The sequence below is a fragment of the Corynebacterium liangguodongii genome (assembly GCF_003070865.1).
In the GTDB taxonomy this organism is placed as follows: domain Bacteria; phylum Actinomycetota; class Actinomycetes; order Mycobacteriales; family Mycobacteriaceae; genus Corynebacterium; species Corynebacterium liangguodongii.
Genome location: NZ_CP026948.1, coordinates 778,033 through 796,389 on the forward strand (window position 1 = coordinate 778,033; position 18,357 = coordinate 796,389).

The window sequence follows — 18,357 nt, forward strand, 5'->3', positions numbered from 1 at the left end:
CCCCATGATCATTACCGAGACACACGGACGCGTGGGCCTGATCACGCTCAACCGCCCTGAGACGCTCAACGCGCTCAACGACGAGACCATGCGTGAGGTCACGGCCGCCGTGACCGCCTTCGACCGCGACGAGGAGATCGGCGCGATCGTCCTCACCGGCTCCGAGAGGGCCTTCGCCGCCGGCGCCGACATCAAGGAAATGGCGGATAAGAGCGCCACCGAGATGTATTCCGCGGACTGGTTCGCGGGGTGGGACGAGCTCACCCGCGCCCGCACGCCGATCATCGCCGCGGTCGGCGGCTACGCTCTCGGCGGCGGCTGCGAGCTGGCCATGATGTGTGATTTCATCATTGCGGCGGATAACGCCAAGTTCGGCCAACCCGAGGTCAACCTCGGCGTGACCCCGGGGATGGGCGGCTCGCAGCGCCTCGCCCGCGCGGTGGGTAAGGCCAAGGCGATGGAGATGTGCCTGACGGGCAGGATGATGGACGCCGAAGAGGCAGAGCGCGCGGGTCTCGTCGCCAGGGTCGTGCCGGCCGCCGAGCTGCTTGACAAAGCCCTCGAGACCGCCTCGACCATCGCGGAGAAGTCGCTGGTAGCCACCACAATGATCAAGGAGCAGGTCAACGCGTCCTGGGAGACGACGCTGAGCCAGGGCCTGCTCTTCGAACGGCGCACCTTCCACTCGATTTTCGCCTCTAAGGATCAAGCGGAAGGTATGGCCGCGTTTGTGGAGAAGCGCAAGCCCGGCTTCACCAACTCTTAGTCTCCCTTCAGCTCCGGGAAATCGGCGTCGGCGAATTCCGTCGGCGCCGTCGTCGCCCCGCCGTCAGCCGCGTGGATCTCAACCTCGCGGGCGCGCAGCTCAACCCGGCGGATCTTGCCGGAGATGGTCTTTGGCAGTTCGAAGAACTCCAGGCGCCGGATCCGTTTGTACGGGGCGAGACCGTCGCGGCAGTGCTTGAGGATCTCCGCCGCGGTCCCCGCGCTGGGCTCGAAACCCGGGGCGAGCGCGACGTAGGCCTTAGGCACCGCGTGGCGGATCGGGTCCGGCGAGGGCACAACGGCGACCTCGGCCACGGCGCCGTGCTCGATGACGACGGATTCGAGTTCGAAGGGGGAGAGCCGGTAGTCTGAGGCCTTGAACACGTCGTCGGCGCGGCCGATGTAGAAGATGTACCCGTCGGCGTCGCGCCGCGCGGTATCCCCGGTGTGGTAGTAGCCGTCACGGAAGACCTCGGCGTTCTTCTCCGCCTCCCGGAAGTAGCCGGGGGTCAGGCCCACCGGGCGGGGGTCGAGCTTGAGGCAGATTTCACCGGTGTCTCCTTCCTTGTTCGTCTCCGGGTCGATCAGCGCGACAGTAAAGCCGGGCAGTGGCCGGCCCATCGAGCCCGGCTTGACCTGCTGGCCGGGGGTGTTGGCGATTTGCACCGAGGTCTCGGTCTGGCCGAACCCGTCGCGCACGCGGGTGCCCCAGGCGCGCTCGATGGTCGAGATGAGCTCGGGGTCGAGCGGCTCCCCGGCGGCGACGAGCTTGGTCGGTGGGTGCTTGATCTGGGCGAGGTCGGCTTGGACGAGCATGCGCCACACGGTCGGCGGGGCGCAGAAGCTGCTGACGTGCTCGGCGTCCATGATGGCGAGCAGCCCGGGGGCGTCGAAGCGCTCGTAGTTGTAGAGGAATACGGTCGCCCCGGCGATCCAGGGGGCGAAGAAGTTCGACCAGGCGTGCTTCGCCCAGCCGGGGGCCGCGACGTTGAGGTGGACGTCGCCTTCGGTGAGTCCAATCCAGTACATCGTGGTGAGGTGGCCGACGGGGTAGGATGTGTGGGTGTGCTCGACGAGCTTGGCCTTCGACGTCGTGCCGGAGGTGAAGTACAAAAGCAGCGACTCGTCCGCCCGGGTCGGGCACTTCGGGGTGTATTCGAGTGGGGCTGCGACGGAATCGTTGTAGCACAGCGTCGGGTGTGCGCTCTGCGCAGGTGAGTCGCCGTCGACCTGGATGAGGGTGAAATCGCCCCTGACCGCGCCGAATTTCTCCGCGTTGGAGGCGTTGGTGACCACCCAGGAGATGCCCGCGCGCTCGGTGCGGTCTTGGAGATCGGCGTGGCCGAGCATGGCGGTGGCGGGGTTGATGACAAGGCCGGCCTTAATGCAGGCGAGCATCGTCTCCCACAGCTCGACCTGGTTTCCTAGCATGATCATGACGCGATCGCCGCGGGTGGCGCCAACGGATTCGAACCAGTTCGCCAGCTGCGCGGAGCGCTGCCCGAGTTCGGCGAACGTGCGGCGCAGGATGGAGCCGTCGGCGTCCGCGATGACAAGAGCGTCGCGCTCGCGTGTCGACGCCTCTGTGGCCAGGTGGTCGAACCAGTCGAGGGCGAAGTTGAAGTGCTCGAAGCGGGGCCATTCGAAGGCCTGCCGGGCGGCTTCGTAGTCGGTGCTCAGGCCGGCGAGCCGGTCGCGGGCGGCCTTGAACTGCTCAGTGGTGGGGTTCACGGGGGATCTCCTTTGACGTCGGGGCCCTCGTAACGTTAGTGATTATTTTCTATACAAACGTAGGATTGGGAAATTTTTTTTCTAGTGCGCGGCGATGCCGCCGAGGATGAGCCGTCCGAGCTCCCGGTAGGCTGCAGAGAGTCCGATGTCCTCCGCATACTCGCCCTGCTGGATGTCGCTCATCGTGCGGTATATCAGTGCCGCGATGAACTCCGGGGACGGGGTGGAGAACTCGCCGCTCTCGATGCCCGCATTGATGAGCGCCTTGATGGTTGCCACCGCGGCTGCAGTGTTGACGGAGTAGACCTCCTGCGCCACGGCCTCCACGGCGAGGTCGCGGGCGAAAGTGGGGCTGACCGGGGCGAGCGCCTCCGACATGGCGGCGAAGTACTTCCTAAGGGCGAGCGCGGGGGATTCGGCCGTGGGGGCGGTCGCCCGCGCGATGTCCTGGAAGAAGCTGATGAGGACCCGCCGGATGATCTCGTCGCGCGAGCCACCAAGCGCGTAGATCGTCGATTTCGAGCAGTGGTAGCGCTTGACGGCGGAGTCGATGGTGAAGGATTCGAACCCCTCCGCGAGGAAGTCGGCCTTGAGAGTGTCGAATAGCTCGCGCTGCCGGGTGGTGAGTTCACGGGTCACGAAATCCAGCTTAGTTGCGTCCATTTTCGAGACGCGGCCACCCCACGCACGGTACAGTTAGTGACATAACCGTACTGCAAGGAGTATGTCATGGCCTTCATCCCTCACCCGGACGCCGATATTCTCGCCGTCGCGGGGCGCCTCGAACCCAGCGAGCGCACGCGGCTGCGCGAGATCCACGAGTTTCTCCAGAGCGAGATCGCCCCGGTGACCGGACCGTACTGGGATGCCGAAGAATTCCCCTTCGACCTCCTCCCGAAGCTCGCCAGCGAGGGCCTCGGCGAGGTTGAGCTGGGGCAGACCTCCCGGCTCTTCCGCGGCCTCGTCTACGCGGAGCTCACGCGTGCTGACGTCTCTGTCTCCGCCTTCGTCGGAATCCACAACGAGCTCATCGTCGGCATGCTCAACGAGCTCGGCTCCGAGGAGCAGAAAAAGACCTGGCTGCCGGGGCTACGCACTTTTGACAAGGCCGGCTGCTTCGCGCTGACGGAGCCCGAGCACGGCTCCGACATCGCCGGCGGCCTTGCCACCACTGCGGAGCGAACCGCGGAGGGATGGGTAATCAACGGCAAGAAGCGATGGATAGGCGGCGGAACTTTCGCCGATTTTGCCATCACTTTCGCCCGCGACACCGCCGACGGAAGCATCCGGGCGTTTCTCGTCGAGCTTGACCGCGTGGGGGTGAGCGCGGAGAAGATCTCCGGCAAGATGGGTCTGCGCATCATGCAAAATGCAGACATCATCTTCGACGGCGTCACCATCCCCCACGGCAACGCGCTGCCCGGGGCACAGTCCTTCGCCAACGTCAATGACTTCCTGTGCTCCTCGCGCGCGTGGGTCGGCTGGCAGGGCGCTGGGATCCAGCTCGCGATCTTCGATGCGGCCCGCGACTACGCCATCAACCGCCAGCAGTTTGGCCGGCCGATTGCGAAGTTCCAGCTCGTCCAGGAACAGCTCGTGCGCATCCTCGGCAACGCCTCCGCCTCGCTCGCGCTTATGGCCCAGGTGGCCGAGGTGCAGCAACACGGCGGGCTTGTCATGCCGATCGCGGCGCTGGCCAAGGCCACCACCACTCGTCTCGCCCGCGAATCGGCCTCCCTCGGCCGGGCCATTGGCGGCGGCAATGGCATCCTCACCGAGCACGGGCTCTCAAAGCTCATGGGGGATGCCGAGGTGCTGTTTACCTACGAGGGAACCTACGACATCAACTCGCTGATCGTCGGCCGCGCAGTTACAGGCGTGTCCGCCTTCGTGTCCTAACTCTTCAACAACCATTGCAAGGAGCATTTCAATGGAATTGACCAATACTGCAGCAGTCGTCACCGGGGCGGCTTCCGGGCTCGGACGCGCCACCGCCGAGTTCCTGGTTGCTCGCGGGGTCCGCGTTACGGGTTTCGACCTGCAGGAACCCGCCGACTCGGTCGGATTCACCTCCGTGGTTGTCGACGTGACCGACCCGGAAGCTGTCTCCGCCGCCGTCGCCGACGCCGCGGCTGAGGCGCCGTTGCGCGTCGCCGTCAACTGCGCGGGCATTGCGCCGTCGGCACGCATTCTCGGCCGCAAAGGCCCGCACGACCCCGGCCTTTTCTCCAAGGTCATCGACGTCAATCTGCGCGGGACCTTCCACGTGCTCACCGCCGCGGCTGCAGAAATGGCGACGACCGAGCCGCTCGACGCCGACGGCCAGCGTGGCGTCATCATCAACACCGCTTCCGTCGCCGCTTTCGAGGGCCAGGTTGGGCAGGCGGCCTACTCGGCGTCGAAGGGTGCGGTTCACGCGCTCTCGATCACCGCGGCGCGCGACCTCGCCTCACTGGGCATCCGTGTCAACGCGATCGCACCGGGAATCGTGGAGACACCCATGATGTCCCAGATCACTCCCGAATTCCGCGCCGAGCTCGAGGCGAACGTGCAGTTCCCCTCCCGCCTGGCCCGGCCGGAGGAGTTCGCGAGCCTCGTGGTCTCAATCATCGACAACGACTACCTCAACGGCCAGACCATCCGACTTGACGGCGCGCTGCGCATGCCTCCGCGCTAGCCCCCTCACCGACACGCATCAGGAGAAACCTCAGCCATGTATACCATCAGCCACTACATCGACGCCGCCTCCTACGAAGGCACGCCCGGGGCCACCCAGCCTGTTGTCAATCCCTCGACCGGTCAGCGGCAGGCTGAGGTCAAGATGGCCAACAAGGACGACGTCGACGCTGCCATCGCCGCGGCCGCTAAGGCACAGCCCGCCTGGGCCGCATTGAACCCGCAGCGCCGCGCCCGCATCATCGGCGAGTGGATCCGCCTTATTCACGCGAACATGGATGACCTGGCGCGGACCCTCTCTAGCGAGCACGGCAAGACCTTTAACGACGCCAAGGGCGACATTCTGCGAGGCGTCGACGTCCTCGAGTTCTGCCTCGGCGCCCCGCACCAGCTCAAAGGTGAGTTCTCGAGCGAGGTCGGCGCAGGGCTCGACACCTTCTCGCTGCGCCAGCCCCTCGGAGTGGTCGCAGGTATCACCCCATTCAACTTCCCCGCGATGATCCCGCTGTGGAAGGCGGGTCCCGCCCTCGCCTGCGGCAACGGGTTCGTGCTCAAGCCCTCGGAACGCGATCCCTCCGTCCCGGTCCGCCTCGCCGAGCTCTTCGTCGAGGCGGGCGGCCCGGCCGGCATCTTCAACGTCGTCCACGGCGGCAAGGAGGCCGTCGACGCGATCTTGGATTCCGAGGTTGTTCAGGCCGTCGCCTTTGTCGGTTCCACCCCTATCGCGCAGTACATCTACGAGCGCTGCGCCGCAACAGGCAAGCGCTCCCAGTGCTTCGGTGGCGCAAAGAATCACGCCATCGTGCTTCCCGACGCCGACATCGAGGCCGCCGCGGACGCACTCGTCGGAGCCGCCTTCGGCTCAGCCGGCGAGCGCTGTATGGCACTCTCCGTCGTCGTCCCGGTGGGCGAGGAGACCGCAGGGAAGCTGCGCGAGGCCATCGTGGCGAAGATGACTACGCTCAAGGTCGGCCATAGCCTGGACCCGGAGGCAGACTACGGCCCGCTGGTGAGCGCGCAGGCGCGCGACCGGGTCGTCTCGCTCATCGACGAGGGCGTGGAGGCCGGCGCCGAGCTTGTCTCTGACGGTCGCACACTCGACCTGTCGAACGCATCTTTCGAGGGAGCCTCTCTTGCCGACGGCTATTTCGTCGGCCCCACCTTCTTTGATCATGTGAAGGCTTCCATGAGTATCTACACCGAGGAGATCTTTGGCCCGGTGCTGTGCATGGTGCGCGCCGAGACGATCGAGGAGGCTGCCGCCTACCCGAGCGAGCACCACTACGGCAACGGCGTGGCAATCTTCACCCGCTCGGGCGGTGCGGCCCGTGACTTCTTCACCAGCGTCAACGTCGGCATGGTTGGTGTGAACGTCCCTATTCCGGTGCCGATCGCCTACCACACCTTTGGTGGATGGAAGGACTCGAGCTTCGGGGATTTGAACCAGCACGGCCCCGATGCCTTCCGCTTCTATACCAAGACCAAGACCGTGACCACCCGTTGGCCGGACGAATGTGAGGTCGGGCCAGACTTCACTATGCCGATTATGAAGTAAGGAGCAGAGCAATGACCACAGTTGCATTCATCGGCCTGGGTAACATGGGCGCACCCATGGCCACCAATCTTTCTCAGGCCGGCCACACCGTGCGCGGCTTCGACCTCGTATCCAAACCCTCGGGTATCGAGCTTGCAGACAGTGCCGAGGCGGCCGCGGCAGACGCCGATGTGGTGATCACGAGCCTGCCCAACGGGATGCTGGTTGACCAGGTCGTCACCTCACTCACTGAAGCTGATCCCACCCCGCGCCTCTATATTGACGTCTCTACGATCGCGGTTTCCCAGGCCCGAGAGATCGCCCGTAAAGTCGCCGAGGCTGGCTCGCGGTTTATCGACGCCCCCGTATCCGGTGGCATCGTCGGCGCGACCAACGGAACCTTGGCGTTTATGGTCGGCGGAGCAGAAGAGGATTTCGCTGCGGCGAAGCCCCTGCTTGTAGACATGGGGTCTTCGGTCACCCACTGTGGGGCGATCGGCAACGGGCAGGCCGTGAAGGCGTGCAATAATATGATCCTCGCTGTGCACCAAATCGTGTTAGCTGAAGCCCTTGTGCTGGGACAGCGGCTCGGGCTTGATCCGCGCGATTTTTTCGAGGTCATCTCCCACGCGACCGGCAATTCGTGGGCGCTAAGCGTCAACGCCCCTGTTCCGGGGCTCGTGGAAGGCTCCCCGGCGAACCATGAGTTTGCCCCTGGCTTCGCTGCCGCGCTCATGCTCAAGGATCTGAACTTGGCCATGCAGGCCGCACATGACACGGGCACTGATACCGCACTGGGGCGCGCTGCAACAGAGCAGTACGCTGAGTTTGTTGAGGCCGGTCACGGCGGGCTCGACTTCTCGGCGATCATTAGTGCCGTCGAGGCTAGTCAGCCACCAGCGGCTGGATGGTGAGCTGCTGGTCTTCCTTCTCAGTATCGGTGAGCGAAATACAGGTGAAGGCGCGTGCGAGGTAGAGCTCCTGCGCGCACGCGTCGGCGCGCGTCTATGGCTGGCGATCCTCGCCAGAGTGCTTTCTACACTCGGCGGGAAACGGCATGGTGGTCGCCGCACAGTCTTTGTGTGGTGAGCATCACACACGGGGGGCTTCGTGCAGCCCTCGCTGGAAATAGCGTGTTGACCTTGATCGATACAGCGCCTGCACCGACTTCCGAATACCGCGGCGGAGTGCCAAAGTTAATTCGCGCCGGGGCCGATCGTACCGACCGGCCGGAACAGATTGTGAAGGAGTAACGCGCGAACATGGGAAACAAGAAAGTACGAGTTGCCATCGCGGGAGTTGGCAATTGCGCTACCTCGCTCATTCAAGGCGTGGAGTACTACAAAAACACCCCGGCGGAGGAGAAGGTGCCCGGGCTGATGCACGTCCAGTTGGGCGACTACCACGTCGGCGACGTCGAGTTTGTCGCCGCTTTCGATGTCGATGCCGACAAGGTGGGCAAGGACCTGGCCGAGGCTACCGAATCCGGCATGAACTGCACCATCAAAATCTCCGACGTACCCCACCTCGGCGTCGAGGTGCAGCGCGGCCCGACCTCCGATGGCCTAGGCGAGCACTACCTGTCCGCTATCACGGAGTCCCCGGCAGAGGCCGTCGACGTTGCGCAGGCGCTTCGTGACGCCAAGGCCGATGTCCTCGTCTCCTACCTGCCCGTGGGCTCTGAGGAGGCAGATAAGCTCTACGCCCAGGCTGCGATTGACGCCGGTTGTGCTTTCGTCAACGCCCTGCCGGTGTTTATCGCGTCCGACCCTGAGTGGGCGCGTAAATTCACCGACGCTGGTTTGCCGATCATCGGTGACGACATCAAGAGCCAGGTGGGAGCGACCATCACTCACCGTGTACTGGCCAAGCTCTTCGAGGACCGCGGGGTGCGGCTCGACCGCACGATGCAGCTCAACGTAGGTGGCAACATGGATTTCAAGAACATGCTGGATCGCAGCCGCCTGGAGTCCAAGAAGATCTCCAAGACCCAGTCCGTGACGTCGAACTTGACGGAGGGGCCAATCGCCGGGAAGGTGGATGACCGCAATGTTCACATCGGTCCCTCGGACTACGTTGCGTGGCTTGACGACCGCAAGTGGGCCTACGTCCGCCTCGAAGGCACAGCCTTTGGCGAGGTGCCGCTCAGCCTCGAGTACAAGCTCGAGGTGTGGGACTCGCCGAACTCGGCGGGCGTGATCATCGACGCGATCCGCGTGGCCAAGATCGCGCTCGACCGCGGGCTGGCCGGCCCAATCAACCCGGCGTCCTCGTACCTTATGAAGTCGCCGCCGGTCCAGCTCGGCGACGAGAAGGCCCGCGCGGATCTTGAGGCCTTCATTGCCGGCGAAGCGTAAGAGCGCTGAGAAACTTTAGTCGGCGACGAGGGGCTCGATGGTGAGTTGCGGGTTTTCCTTCTCAATGAAGGCGAGCTTCCACTTGTCGCCGAAGAGCGCGATGAGTTCGCCGTCGGAGCGGGTAAATACCTCGACCCCGCGCTGGCGCCCCAGCTCCGCGGCCGATTCCGCGTCGGTGCGCCGGGCCACGGAGTAGGGCACAGGCTCGGCAACGGTCTCGACGTTGTATTCGTTGTCCATGCGCGCCTGCATGACCTCGAACTGCATCGGGCCGACTGCGGCCATGACAGGGGCGGCGTCCCCGCGGGCGTCGTTACGCAAAATCTGCACCACGCCCTCCGCGTCGAGTTGCTCGAGGCCCTTGCGAAACTGCTTGTACTTGCCCAGGGATTTCGCGCGCAGGGTGCGGAAGTGCTCGGGCGCGAACTGTGGCATCGGCGGGAACTGGACCTTCGCGCCGGTGAAGATAGTATCGCCCGGGGCGAGTGATCCGGCGTTGACGAGCCCGATGATGTCTCCCGGGTAAGCGGTCTCCACCGTGTCGCGCGTGCGCCCGAAGACTGTCAAGGCGTACTTGGTGGAAAAGGTGCGCCCGGATTGCGCGTGGGTGACCTGCATGCCGCGGTCGAATTCGCCGGAGACCACGCGCATGAACGCCAGGGTGTCGCGGTGGTTCTTGTCCATGCCGGCCTGGACCTTGAACACCACCCCGGAGAAATCGCCGTCGAGCGCGCGGGTGGAGCGAGGCGCTGGGGCCGGGGCGATCTCGCAAAGGGTGTCCAAGATCTGGTGCACGCCGAAGTTGAGCATCGCAGAGGCGAAGATAACCGGGGAAGTCACGCACTGCTCGAAGAGCTCCTGGTTGTGCACGGCGCCGTCGGCGGCGAGCAACTCGGCCTCCTCCACGGCGGTTTCCCAGGTCTCTCCCTCGTGCTCGGCGGCCTGTTCCGGCGTGTAGTGCTCCTCCGGGGCGATGGTAGACCCGCCGGCGGTCCTGATGAAGCGGATGTAGCGGTCCGCCTCACCGTCGGAGTCGATATGTGCCAGGCCGCGGAAGTCGCCGGCCTCGCCGACTGGCCAATACAGGGGGGTGGGTTGCAGGTCGATCTCGGTCACGATTTCATCGACAAGCTCCAGCGGGGTGCGCCCGACGCGGTCCCACTTGTTGACCACCGTGACGATGGGCAGGCCGCGCGCCTTGCATACACGGAAAAGCTTCAGCGTCTGCGGCTCGAGGCCCTTGGCGGCGTCGATGAGCATGACGGCGGCGTCGACGGCCGAGAGCACGCGGTAGGTATCCTCGGAGAAATCCGCGTGGCCAGGCGTGTCGACGAGGTTGATCACGTAAGGCTCCGCCGCATCCGCCCCCTCCGGGAGGTATTCGAACTGCAGCGCCGAGGACGCGATCGAGATGCCGCGGTCCTTCTCCATCTCCATCCAGTCGGAGACGGTGGCCTTGCGGTTGCCCTTGCCGTGCACCGCGCCCGCCTCCGAAATGACGTGCGCGTGTAGGGCCAGCGCCTCGGTGAGTGTGGATTTGCCGGCATCGGGGTGGGCGATGACGGCGAAGGTGCGCCGCCGCTTGGCCTCGGAAAGGGTACTCATAGGTTGTCTATCGTAGCCGCCCTGGAGTGGACGACGTTTTGCGCCTTGGCAAGGCCCTCTGTGATGAGCAGCCGCACCGCCTCCGCCGCCACGGTGATCTGGTCCGATACATCCCCCTCGGGCGGGGAGAGGACGTAGTCCGGGACCGCCACCCCCGCGGGGGGTCGCCCGATGCCGATGCGTACCCGCAGGTAGTCACGGGTTCCCAGTGACTCGGTAATGGATTTCAGGCCGTTGTGGCCGTTTTCGTTGCCTCCCTGTTTCAGCCTCACCACCCCGGCAGGCAGGTCGAGCTCGTCGTGGCAGACGATGATGCGCTCAGCGCCGAGTCCCAGCTCTCGCGCTGCAGGCGCCACGACGTCGCCTGAGTTGTTCATATACGTCTGAGGCTTGAGCACGGCCACCGTCTCGCCGAGGGAGCGTCCCAGCGTGTCGACGACCATGAAACCCACGTTGTGTCTCGTTCGCGCATACCGGAGCCCCGGGTTGCCCAGGCCGACGACGAGCCACTGCGGTAGGTCGGGCCGCATCACTTCAGCGCCTCCTCGAGCAGGTCCGCCGCATCGGCAAAAACGATCGGGAGCTCGGCGGATTCCTTCTTCGAAAACGGCTTGAGCACGTAGTCCGCCGGGGCCATGCGCCCGGGCGGACGGCCGATGCCGATGGCGAGCTTGTTGTACTCGCGGGTGCCCAGCGAGGCGGAGATGGACTTCAGTCCGTTGTGGCCGTGGTCGCCCCCGCCGGGGCGGAGCTGGACGTCCCCGAGATCGAGATCGAGGTCGTCGTAAAGCACGAAGAGCCCGCTCGGAGCCACCTTGAAGTAGCCGGCGAGGGCCTTTATGGGTCCGCCGGAGTCGTTCATGTAGCTGCGCGTGCGGGCGATGACGATTCCGGGGGCCTCGGCGAGGTCCGTGTTCGTCTTCTTGTGCGGGCTAAGCCGAGCCTTGCAGCGCCCGAGAAGCTCCTCGAGCGCTGCGGCGCCGACGTTGTGGCGTGTCCTGGTATAGGCGGGGCCGGGGTTGCCCAGCCCGACGATGAGAGCAGTCACGCCACTAGAGGTTACTCGGACGCGCCCTCGTCGCCCTCGCCGCCGTCAGCAACCTCGACGGTCGAGTCGGCGCCGGCCTCGGCGCCGCCCTCCTCAGCCTCGGCGGCAGCTTCCTCGAGCTCGGTGTCTTCCTGGAAGTAGGTGACGTTGACAACCAGTGCCTCCGGGTCGGAGGTGAGCTCGGCGCCCGCGGGCAGGGTAAGGTCGCCGGCGGTGATCTGCTCGCCGATCTCCTTGCCCTCGATGCTCACAGTGATCTCGTCCGGGATGTTGAGCGCGTCGACCTCGATCTCGACGACGTCGGTCTCCTGCAGGACGACGGCGCCCGGGGCGGCCTCGCCCTCGGTGACGATCGGGACCTCGACGGTGACCTTCTCGCCGCGCTTGACGCCGAGGAGGTCGATGTGGTCGATGTCGAGGGTGATGACGTTCTGGTCGACGTGCTTGACCATGCACAGAAGCTTCTGGCCATCAACCTCGAGCTCGAGGATGGCGTTGGTGCCTTCGTTGCGCACAAGTGCGGTCATCTCGATGCGGTCGACGGAGAAGTGAACGTTGTCGATGCCGGCCTCGTAGAGGACGCCGGGGATGCGGCCGTCGCGGCGCAGGCGGCGGGCTGCGCCCTTGCCAAACTCTTCGCGCTTTTCGGCCTTGATGACGGTAACGGTGGTAGCCATGTGGATACTCCTTCGGGGAAGTCGTCGGCCACAGGCGAGGCCTGCGACCACGTGCAAACGGATAAGGACTCGTCGAGTGATCGCAGGATGTGCATCGCGTCGATAACGGCCCGTATTGAGGCCCTCGCCGAGACCGCTACATCCTAACAGCCGCAGGTTGCCACACAAAATGGCCGACCGACTGCTCTTTTTCATGCTCGTGGCCGAGCGGGATGTCTGTCCGGTCCCGCAGGAGCAGCGAGACTGCCAGCCCGACCAGCGCGGCCGCGAGCAGGTAGGCCGTGATCGCCGTGGTCGAACCGGTGGATTCGCGGAGTGCTGCGGCGATCGTGGGCGCAAAAGCGCCGCCAAGGATCGCACCGAGGGCGTAGCTGATCGACGCACCCGAGGCCCGGATCGAGGCCGGGAAGAGTTCGGCGAACAGCGCCCCGATCTGCCCGTAGGTAAGTCCAAGCCCGACAGCCACGAGGAATAGGCCGGCGTAGACTTTCGGGAGAGAGGCCGTATTGACGAGGGGGAACAACGCGACCACGCCTAAAGCCTGGACCACAAACCCCACAACAAGGGTGCGTTTGCGCCCGACCCGGTCGGAGAGCCAACCGGTAACGGCGGTAGAGGCAAGCCACACGGCGGCGGCGGCCGTGACCGCCCAGAGGATGTCGCCCCTCGGCATGCCGTGCTCGTTCGTGGCGTACTTCTGGATGTAGCCGCCCGTTGTCATGTAACCGGCAGTGCCGTTGGCGGCGAACAGAAGCGCGCCGGCGAGCACGAGCGGGCTGAAGCGCGCGAAGAGGGTTGCGATGGGGGCGCGTGGTGTGCGTTCGCGCTCTGCAGCCATGCGCTCGTAGACGGGGGATTCGTCCACGCGCACGCGAACCCACCAGGCCACGATCATGAGGGGGAAGGAGAGGAGGAAGGGCACCCGCCAACCCCACTCGGTAAAGGCATCCCCTGGGGCGACGATGTTGACTACAGCGAGCGCCGCTGAAGACAACAACAAGCCGGCCGGCGCGCCGATCTGGGGTCCTGCGCTAAAGAGCCCGCGCTTGCCCGCCGGGGCGTGTTCGACGGCGAGCAAAACGGCCGATCCCCACTCCCCGCCAGCCGAGAGGCCCTGAATGAGGCGCAGCGATACGAGGAGGATCGGGGCGAGCGCGCCCGCCGTGGCGTAAGTGGGTACGAGGCCGATGAGCGTCGTCGCCCCGCCCATCATGACCAGGGTGGTCATGAGCACTGCGCGGCGCCCGATTCGATCGGCGAAGTGCCCGGCGAGGAACGCGCCGAGGGGACGAAACAGAAAGGAAATTCCCACGGAGGCAAAGGACACTATGGTCGACGCCCCCGGGGCGAGGGGCCGAACATAAGGTCTTCAAACACCAACCCCGCGACCGCTGCGTAGAGGAAGAAGTCGCACCACTCGATCGCCGTGCCTACGGTGGTCGCCGCAATCGCGCGCCTTTTAGTCGCCTCCATGGCGACAAGGGTATATGACTGCTTTGCCGGGCCTAAGCCTGTCCCTCGAAAAGGGTCGTTACCGAGCCGTTTTCGAAGATCTCGCGGATTGTCTTCGCCAGCAGCGGGGCGATCGAGAGGACAGTGAGGTTTTCCCAGCCCTCGGTGTTCTGCGGCAGTGTGTCGGTGGTGATGACCTCCTCGGCGCCGCAGCTGCTGAGCCGCTCGCGGGCCGGGTCGGAGAACACGCCGTGGGTGCAGGCGATGATCACGGATTTCGCACCGGCGTCCTTGAGCACACCGACGGCGCCGGCGATCGTTCCGCCGGTGTCGATCATGTCGTCCATGAGCACGCAGTCCTTGCCCTCGACATCGCCGACCACGCGGTTGGAGACGACCTGGTTGGCCGCGTCGATGTCGCGGGTCTTATGGACGAAGGCCATGGGGGCGTCGCCAAGAGTATTGGCCCACTTCTCGGCCTGCTTGACGCGACCGGCGTCGGGGGAGACGACGCAGAGGTTATCCATCGAGTACTTCGACTTGATGTATTCGGTGAGGATCGGCATAGCGTGCATGTGATCGACCGGGCCATCGAAGAAACCCTGGATCTGGTCAGTGTGCAGGTCGACGGCGACGAGGCGGTCCGCGCCTGCCGCGGCGAAAAGATCGGCGACGAGGCGAGCGGAGATCGGCTCGCGCCCGCGGTGCTTCTTGTCCTGGCGCGCGTAGGGGTAGAAGGGGACGATCGCCGTGATTCGCTTGGCGGAGCCGCGCTTGAGGGCGTCAATCATGATGAGCTGTTCCATGAGCCACGTGTTGATCGGCTGGCAGTGGGATTGCATCACAAAACAGTCGGCGCCGCGGACGGATTCCTCGAAACGGATAAAGATCTCGCCGTTGGCGAAGTCGCGAGCGGTGGTAGGAACGAGCTCGATGCCGAGCTCGGCGGCCACCGCCTCGGCCAGCTTGGAGTGGGCGCGTCCGGAAAAGACTTTGAGATCCTTGTGGTTTTCGGTGGTGTAACCGGTCATAGAGAAGCAATCCTTTACTTTTGTCGTGCGTGTGCGGCGGCGTCCGCCGAATCCGTCCCAGGGCGGCGGCGCTCGACCCAGCCTTCGATGTTGCGCTGCCGCCCTTCCCTCACCGCGAGCGCGCCCGCCGGAACATCGTCCGTGACCACTGTACCCGCGCCCGTATACGCGCCGTCCCCCACGGTCACGGGGGCGACGAAGATGGTGTCGGAGCCTGCGCGCACGTGGCTGCCGATGGTGGTGTGATGCTTGTTTACCCCGTCGTAGTTGGCGAACACGCTCGCGCATCCGATGTTGGAGTGCTCGCCCACGGTGGCGTCGCCGATGTAGGTCAGGTGCGGGACCTTCGAGCCAGTCCCGATGGTGGCGTTTTTCGATTCGACGAACGCCCCTAGCTTGCCGGATGAGCCGAGGCGCGTGCCCGGGCGCAGGTAGGTATACGGCCCGACGGTGGCGCCCTCACCGATCACGCTGCCGGAGCCGTGGGAGCGCACCACGCAGGCGCCGGGGCCAACCTCGACGTCGGTGAGCGTCGTATCGGGCCCGACTTCGGCGTTGTCGCCGATGACGGTAGAGCCCCACAGTTGGGTGCCGGGGTGGATCACCACGTCGGATCCCACGACGACGTCGACGCCGATCCAGGTTGTTGCCGGGTCGACGACGGTCGCCCCGCCACGCATGGCGCGCTCGACGAGGCGGCGGTTGAGCTCGCGGCCGGCGGCGGCGAGCTGAACGCGGTCGTTGACGCCGGCGAGCTCGCCCGGGTCCGGGGCGCGGTGGGCGGAGACGCTGAGGCCATCGGACCGCGCGATGCCGAGGACATCGGTGATGTAGAGCTCGCCTTGGGCGTTGTCGGTCGTGATGCGCCCGAGTGCATCGCGCAGCACGGCACCGTCGAAGGCGAAGACCCCGGAGTTGACCTCGGTGATGCTCCGGGTCTCGTCGTCGGCGTCCTTTTCCTCGACGATCTTGAGGACCTGGCCGCCTTCGTCTCGCACGATCCGACCGTAGCCGGTGGGGTTGTCGAGCACGATAGAGAGCACCGTGACGGCCGCGCGCGCCTCCGTGTGCGCGGCCACGAGCGAGGAGATCGTCTCCGGGCGCAGGAGCGGGACGTCGCCGTTGGTTACCACGACCGTGCCGTTAAAGCCCTCGATCGCGCTCAGGCCGCAGGCGACGGCGTGCCCGGTGCCGTTTTGCTCGGCCTGGACGGCCTGCCGGACCTCCACCCCGAGCTCGGCCGATATCGCGTCGACGGCGGGGGAGACCTGGTCACGCTGGTGGCCCACGACGGCGACGACGTGCTCGGGGTTCACCGCGGCCGCCGCGTGCAGGCTGTGGGCCAGGAGGCTGCGCCCCCCTATTTCGTGGAGGGTTTTCTGCGTGGCGGATTTCATGCGCGTTCCTGCGCCGGCCGCGAGGACGATCACGGCGCATGGGGTGTGGTCACTCATGGCATTTAGCATAACGCCACACCTAGACATCCTTGTTGACATCCTTGTTGACGTCTTTGAGGTTCCACGCCCCCACGACCCCCGCCGCGCCGAGGGCGGCGAGGACGATCAGCGCCGCCTGGGTGCTCACGGTGGCCGCGGCGGAGCTCAGTGCTCCCACGACGAGCAGGATGATCCCCATCACGGTGTTCGAGGCGCCTGTGATGAGGGTGCGTCGCTCCCCGTCGGCCATGTCCACCAGGTAGGTTTTGCGGCTCACACGGATCGTTGTATGTGCGAGGTTGATGGCGAAGAAGCCTACCGGCATCGCGATGGCGTTCACGCGCGGCGACGCCACGTCGGCGCACACCAGCAGCACCACAATCACCGTCGAGGCGAAGGCGGCGGCCAGCGCCATAGTGAGCTTCGAGGAGCGGTCCGACCAGATTCCCGAGATCCTCCCGCCGAGCAGCGAGGCCCCGCCCGAGGCAATGATAAAGGCGCCCAGGCTCGAAAGATTCGCCCCGTTCTGTTGGGCGAGGATCACGATGTAGGGCGTGGAGAGAGCGGTGACGAGCATCATCGAGCGCACGATGAGGAAGGAGCGCAGCTGCTTGTCCTGGGAAACGAGGTTCCACGTGGCCTTGAGCCAGCCCTCCTGTTCGTCACTGGCGGCCGCGGAGCCGAGTTCGGCGACGGGCTCTCGCACCCCGGCAAAGACCAGGGAGGCCAGCGCCCACGTCGAGGCCCCGAAGGCGAGCAGGGCGACGATGATCCAGCGCGGCGGCTCGCCCGGCAGGAGCATCATGGCCAGGCCGATGGCAAGGGTGAAGGCCCCGGCCAGCGCCGTCGCGCGGCCCGTGATGAGCCCGCGGCGCCCCTTCTCGACGGTGCGCCCCTGAACGTCCTTGCCGGAGATCGAGCAGATGGCGCGGAAGATGCTCAACGCCGCCAGGCAGGCGATCACGCCGATGCCGAGCGCGACGCCGCGGAGCGTGGCCGCGCACACAGCGACGCCGACGGCGGATGCCGCCTGCCCCCAGGAGCCGATCAGCCAGACCTTCTTGCGGCTCGGCTTCGAGCTCACCCACGGACTCAGCGCGGCCTGGGGCAGCAGGGAACCGGACTCGCGCACGGGGACGAGGAGGCCCGCGAAGAAGGAGGGCACTCCCGCGGAGGTGAACAGCCACGGCAAAAGTGTCTTGGCGGCGACGATCTCGTCGCCGATCGCCTGGAGACCATTGGCCCAGATGAACCGGCGTGCGTTGTATTCCTGGTGTTCCACGCGGACCAGGATAGCGCTTCCCCACCAGGACTCGAACCTAGAATGACGGTACCAAAAACCGTAGTGTTGCCAATTACACCATGGGGAATTGTTAGCCGATAGTGTAACCCATCGCCGCCCCGGTAGAGTAATGAACATGGCTCGACAGCGTATGACCGGCCCACAGCGCCGGGAGCAACTCATTGAGGTCGGCCGGGCGGCTTTTGCAGATCGGGGATTTGATGCGATTTCTGTCGAGGAGATCGCCACCCGCGCAGGGGTGTCCAAGCCGGTGCTCTACGAGCACTTCGGTGGCAAGGAGGGCCTCTACCGGGCGGTCGTCGAAACGGAGCACGCTCGCCTCTACGACTCGATCGTGAGCTCCATCGGCGAGGGCCGGTGGAGGGAGCGGATCGAAAACGGGATCTTGGCGCTTTTGACGTACGTAGAGGATCACACGGACGGGTTCGTCCTCCTCGTCCATGGGCAGCTGCCGGGAGGCCAGCGCAGCTACTCGACGTTGATGAACACCGTCACCGAGGAAGTGTCCTTCCTACTCGGGGAGGCATTTCTCCACCGCGGACTCGACTCGCAGCTCGCGGCACTCCACGCCCAGGCGATCGTCGGGGCGGTGTCCTTGACGGCGCTGTGGTGGCTTGATCAGCGCTCGCCGGATAAGTTCGCTGTGGCCACGCACGTGGCAAATCTTTGTTGGAATGGTCTCGCCGGGCTCGAGGCGCAGCCGAAGATCATCGCGACCGCGAAGGGAATTGTGTAATACCGT

At 65.5% G+C, this 18,357-nt stretch carries 18 protein-coding genes; 7 read left to right on the forward strand and 11 right to left on the reverse strand.

Annotated elements, in window-relative coordinates:
• Positions 1-4: 4 nt before the first annotated feature.
• Positions 5-766 (forward strand): enoyl-CoA hydratase, encoded by a 762-nt coding sequence (locus tag C3E79_RS03745; RefSeq protein WP_108403697.1) that lies wholly within the window; start codon positions 5-7, stop codon positions 764-766.
• On the opposite strand, the gene C3E79_RS03750 is transcribed toward C3E79_RS03745, so the two are convergent.
• Positions 763-2,496: an AMP-binding protein gene (locus C3E79_RS03750; RefSeq protein ID WP_108403698.1), complete on the reverse strand. Its 1,734-nt coding sequence runs from the start codon at positions 2,494-2,496 to the stop codon at positions 763-765. The genes C3E79_RS03745 and C3E79_RS03750 overlap by 4 nt on opposite strands.
• A gap of 81 nt (positions 2,497-2,577) precedes the next feature.
• The gene (locus tag C3E79_RS03755) at positions 2,578-3,135 is read right to left on the reverse strand and encodes a TetR/AcrR family transcriptional regulator (RefSeq protein ID WP_108405034.1); all 558 of its coding nucleotides are present in this window, start codon (positions 3,133-3,135) and stop codon (positions 2,578-2,580) included.
• Between the two features lie 90 nt (positions 3,136-3,225).
• Here C3E79_RS03755 and C3E79_RS03760 point away from each other — a divergent pair, with 90 nt between their 5' ends.
• The 5 genes from C3E79_RS03760 (at position 3,226) to C3E79_RS03780 (ending at position 9,063) form a co-directional block, all read left to right on the forward strand.
• Entirely contained in the window at positions 3,226-4,395 is a 1,170-nt protein-coding gene (locus tag C3E79_RS03760; protein ID WP_108403700.1) for an acyl-CoA dehydrogenase family protein, read from the forward strand.
• 31 nt (positions 4,396-4,426) lie between these two features.
• Positions 4,427-5,173, forward strand: a complete 747-nt coding sequence (locus tag C3E79_RS03765; RefSeq protein WP_108403702.1) for an SDR family NAD(P)-dependent oxidoreductase — start codon at positions 4,427-4,429, stop codon at positions 5,171-5,173.
• A 36-nt stretch (positions 5,174-5,209) separates the two neighbouring features.
• On the forward strand, positions 5,210-6,727 hold the full coding sequence (gene mmsA / locus C3E79_RS03770; protein ID WP_108403703.1) for a CoA-acylating methylmalonate-semialdehyde dehydrogenase: 1,518 nt from the start codon (positions 5,210-5,212) through the stop codon (positions 6,725-6,727).
• An 11-nt stretch (positions 6,728-6,738) separates the two neighbouring features.
• On the forward strand, positions 6,739-7,620 hold the full coding sequence (mmsB, locus tag C3E79_RS03775) for a 3-hydroxyisobutyrate dehydrogenase (RefSeq protein WP_108403704.1): 882 nt from the start codon (positions 6,739-6,741) through the stop codon (positions 7,618-7,620).
• 348 nt (positions 7,621-7,968) lie between these two features.
• On the forward strand, positions 7,969-9,063 hold the full coding sequence (locus C3E79_RS03780) for an inositol-3-phosphate synthase (RefSeq protein ID WP_108403706.1): 1,095 nt from the start codon (positions 7,969-7,971) through the stop codon (positions 9,061-9,063).
• A gap of 15 nt (positions 9,064-9,078) precedes the next feature.
• Here the strand turns inward: C3E79_RS03780 and C3E79_RS03785 are convergent, their stop codons facing one another.
• The 9 genes from C3E79_RS03785 to C3E79_RS03820 form a co-directional block, all read right to left on the reverse strand.
• On the reverse strand, positions 9,079-10,668 hold the full coding sequence (locus C3E79_RS03785; protein WP_108403708.1) for a peptide chain release factor 3: 1,590 nt from the start codon (positions 10,666-10,668) through the stop codon (positions 9,079-9,081).
• Positions 10,665-11,198, reverse strand: coding sequence for an aminoacyl-tRNA hydrolase (gene pth / locus C3E79_RS03790; protein WP_108403710.1), 534 nt, complete (start codon positions 11,196-11,198; stop codon positions 10,665-10,667). Before pth (C3E79_RS03790) ends, C3E79_RS03785 begins: the two co-directional genes overlap by 4 nt.
• Complete coding sequence (pth, locus tag C3E79_RS03795) at positions 11,198-11,716, reverse strand: aminoacyl-tRNA hydrolase (protein WP_108403711.1); 519 nt, start codon at positions 11,714-11,716, stop codon at positions 11,198-11,200. Before pth (C3E79_RS03795) ends, pth (C3E79_RS03790) begins: the two co-directional genes overlap by 1 nt.
• Positions 11,717-11,727: 11 nt before the next feature.
• Positions 11,728-12,393 (reverse strand): 50S ribosomal protein L25/general stress protein Ctc, encoded by a 666-nt coding sequence (locus tag C3E79_RS03800; protein WP_108403712.1) that lies wholly within the window; start codon positions 12,391-12,393, stop codon positions 11,728-11,730.
• A gap of 136 nt (positions 12,394-12,529) precedes the next feature.
• Positions 12,530-13,705 (reverse strand): MFS transporter, encoded by a 1,176-nt coding sequence (locus C3E79_RS03805; RefSeq protein WP_328587441.1) that lies wholly within the window; start codon positions 13,703-13,705, stop codon positions 12,530-12,532.
• Positions 13,706-13,719: 14 nt separating this feature from the next.
• Entirely contained in the window at positions 13,720-13,866 is a 147-nt protein-coding gene (locus C3E79_RS11745) for a hypothetical protein (protein ID WP_328587440.1), read from the reverse strand.
• A gap of 32 nt (positions 13,867-13,898) precedes the next feature.
• On the reverse strand, positions 13,899-14,876 hold the full coding sequence (locus tag C3E79_RS03810; RefSeq protein ID WP_108403713.1) for a ribose-phosphate diphosphokinase: 978 nt from the start codon (positions 14,874-14,876) through the stop codon (positions 13,899-13,901).
• A 14-nt stretch (positions 14,877-14,890) separates the two neighbouring features.
• Positions 14,891-16,330, reverse strand: a complete 1,440-nt coding sequence (gene glmU, locus C3E79_RS03815) for a bifunctional UDP-N-acetylglucosamine diphosphorylase/glucosamine-1-phosphate N-acetyltransferase GlmU (RefSeq protein WP_108403715.1) — start codon at positions 16,328-16,330, stop codon at positions 14,891-14,893.
• 22 nt (positions 16,331-16,352) lie between these two features.
• On the reverse strand, positions 16,353-17,594 hold the full coding sequence (locus tag C3E79_RS03820; RefSeq protein ID WP_108403717.1) for an MFS transporter: 1,242 nt from the start codon (positions 17,592-17,594) through the stop codon (positions 16,353-16,355).
• A 136-nt stretch (positions 17,595-17,730) separates the two neighbouring features.
• Here C3E79_RS03820 and C3E79_RS03830 point away from each other — a divergent pair, with 136 nt between their 5' ends.
• Complete coding sequence (locus tag C3E79_RS03830; RefSeq protein WP_179948314.1) at positions 17,731-18,351, forward strand: TetR/AcrR family transcriptional regulator; 621 nt, start codon at positions 17,731-17,733, stop codon at positions 18,349-18,351.
• Positions 18,352-18,357: the final 6 nt, after the last annotated feature.

Coding starts and splice junctions, on each gene's coding strand:
- C3E79_RS03745 (WP_108403697.1), top strand. CDS start 5: ATGATCATTACCGAGACACACGGACGCGTGGGCCTGATCACGCTCAAC.
- C3E79_RS03760 (WP_108403700.1), top strand. CDS start 3,226: ATGGCCTTCATCCCTCACCCGGACGCCGATATTCTCGCCGTCGCGGGG.
- C3E79_RS03765 (WP_108403702.1), top strand. CDS start 4,427: ATGGAATTGACCAATACTGCAGCAGTCGTCACCGGGGCGGCTTCCGGG.
- mmsA (WP_108403703.1), top strand. CDS start 5,210: ATGTATACCATCAGCCACTACATCGACGCCGCCTCCTACGAAGGCACG.
- mmsB (WP_108403704.1), top strand. CDS start 6,739: ATGACCACAGTTGCATTCATCGGCCTGGGTAACATGGGCGCACCCATG.
- C3E79_RS03780 (WP_108403706.1), top strand. CDS start 7,969: ATGGGAAACAAGAAAGTACGAGTTGCCATCGCGGGAGTTGGCAATTGC.
- C3E79_RS03785 (WP_108403708.1), bottom strand. CDS start 10,668: ATGAGTACCCTTTCCGAGGCCAAGCGGCGGCGCACCTTCGCCGTCATC.
- pth (WP_108403710.1), bottom strand. CDS start 11,198: ATGCGGCCCGACCTACCGCAGTGGCTCGTCGTCGGCCTGGGCAACCCG.
- C3E79_RS03800 (WP_108403712.1), bottom strand. CDS start 12,393: ATGGCTACCACCGTTACCGTCATCAAGGCCGAAAAGCGCGAAGAGTTT.
- C3E79_RS11745 (WP_328587440.1), bottom strand. CDS start 13,866: ATGGAGGCGACTAAAAGGCGCGCGATTGCGGCGACCACCGTAGGCACG.
- C3E79_RS03810 (WP_108403713.1), bottom strand. CDS start 14,876: ATGACCGGTTACACCACCGAAAACCACAAGGATCTCAAAGTCTTTTCC.
- glmU (WP_108403715.1), bottom strand. CDS start 16,330: ATGAGTGACCACACCCCATGCGCCGTGATCGTCCTCGCGGCCGGCGCA.
- C3E79_RS03830 (WP_179948314.1), top strand. CDS start 17,731: ATGGCTCGACAGCGTATGACCGGCCCACAGCGCCGGGAGCAACTCATT.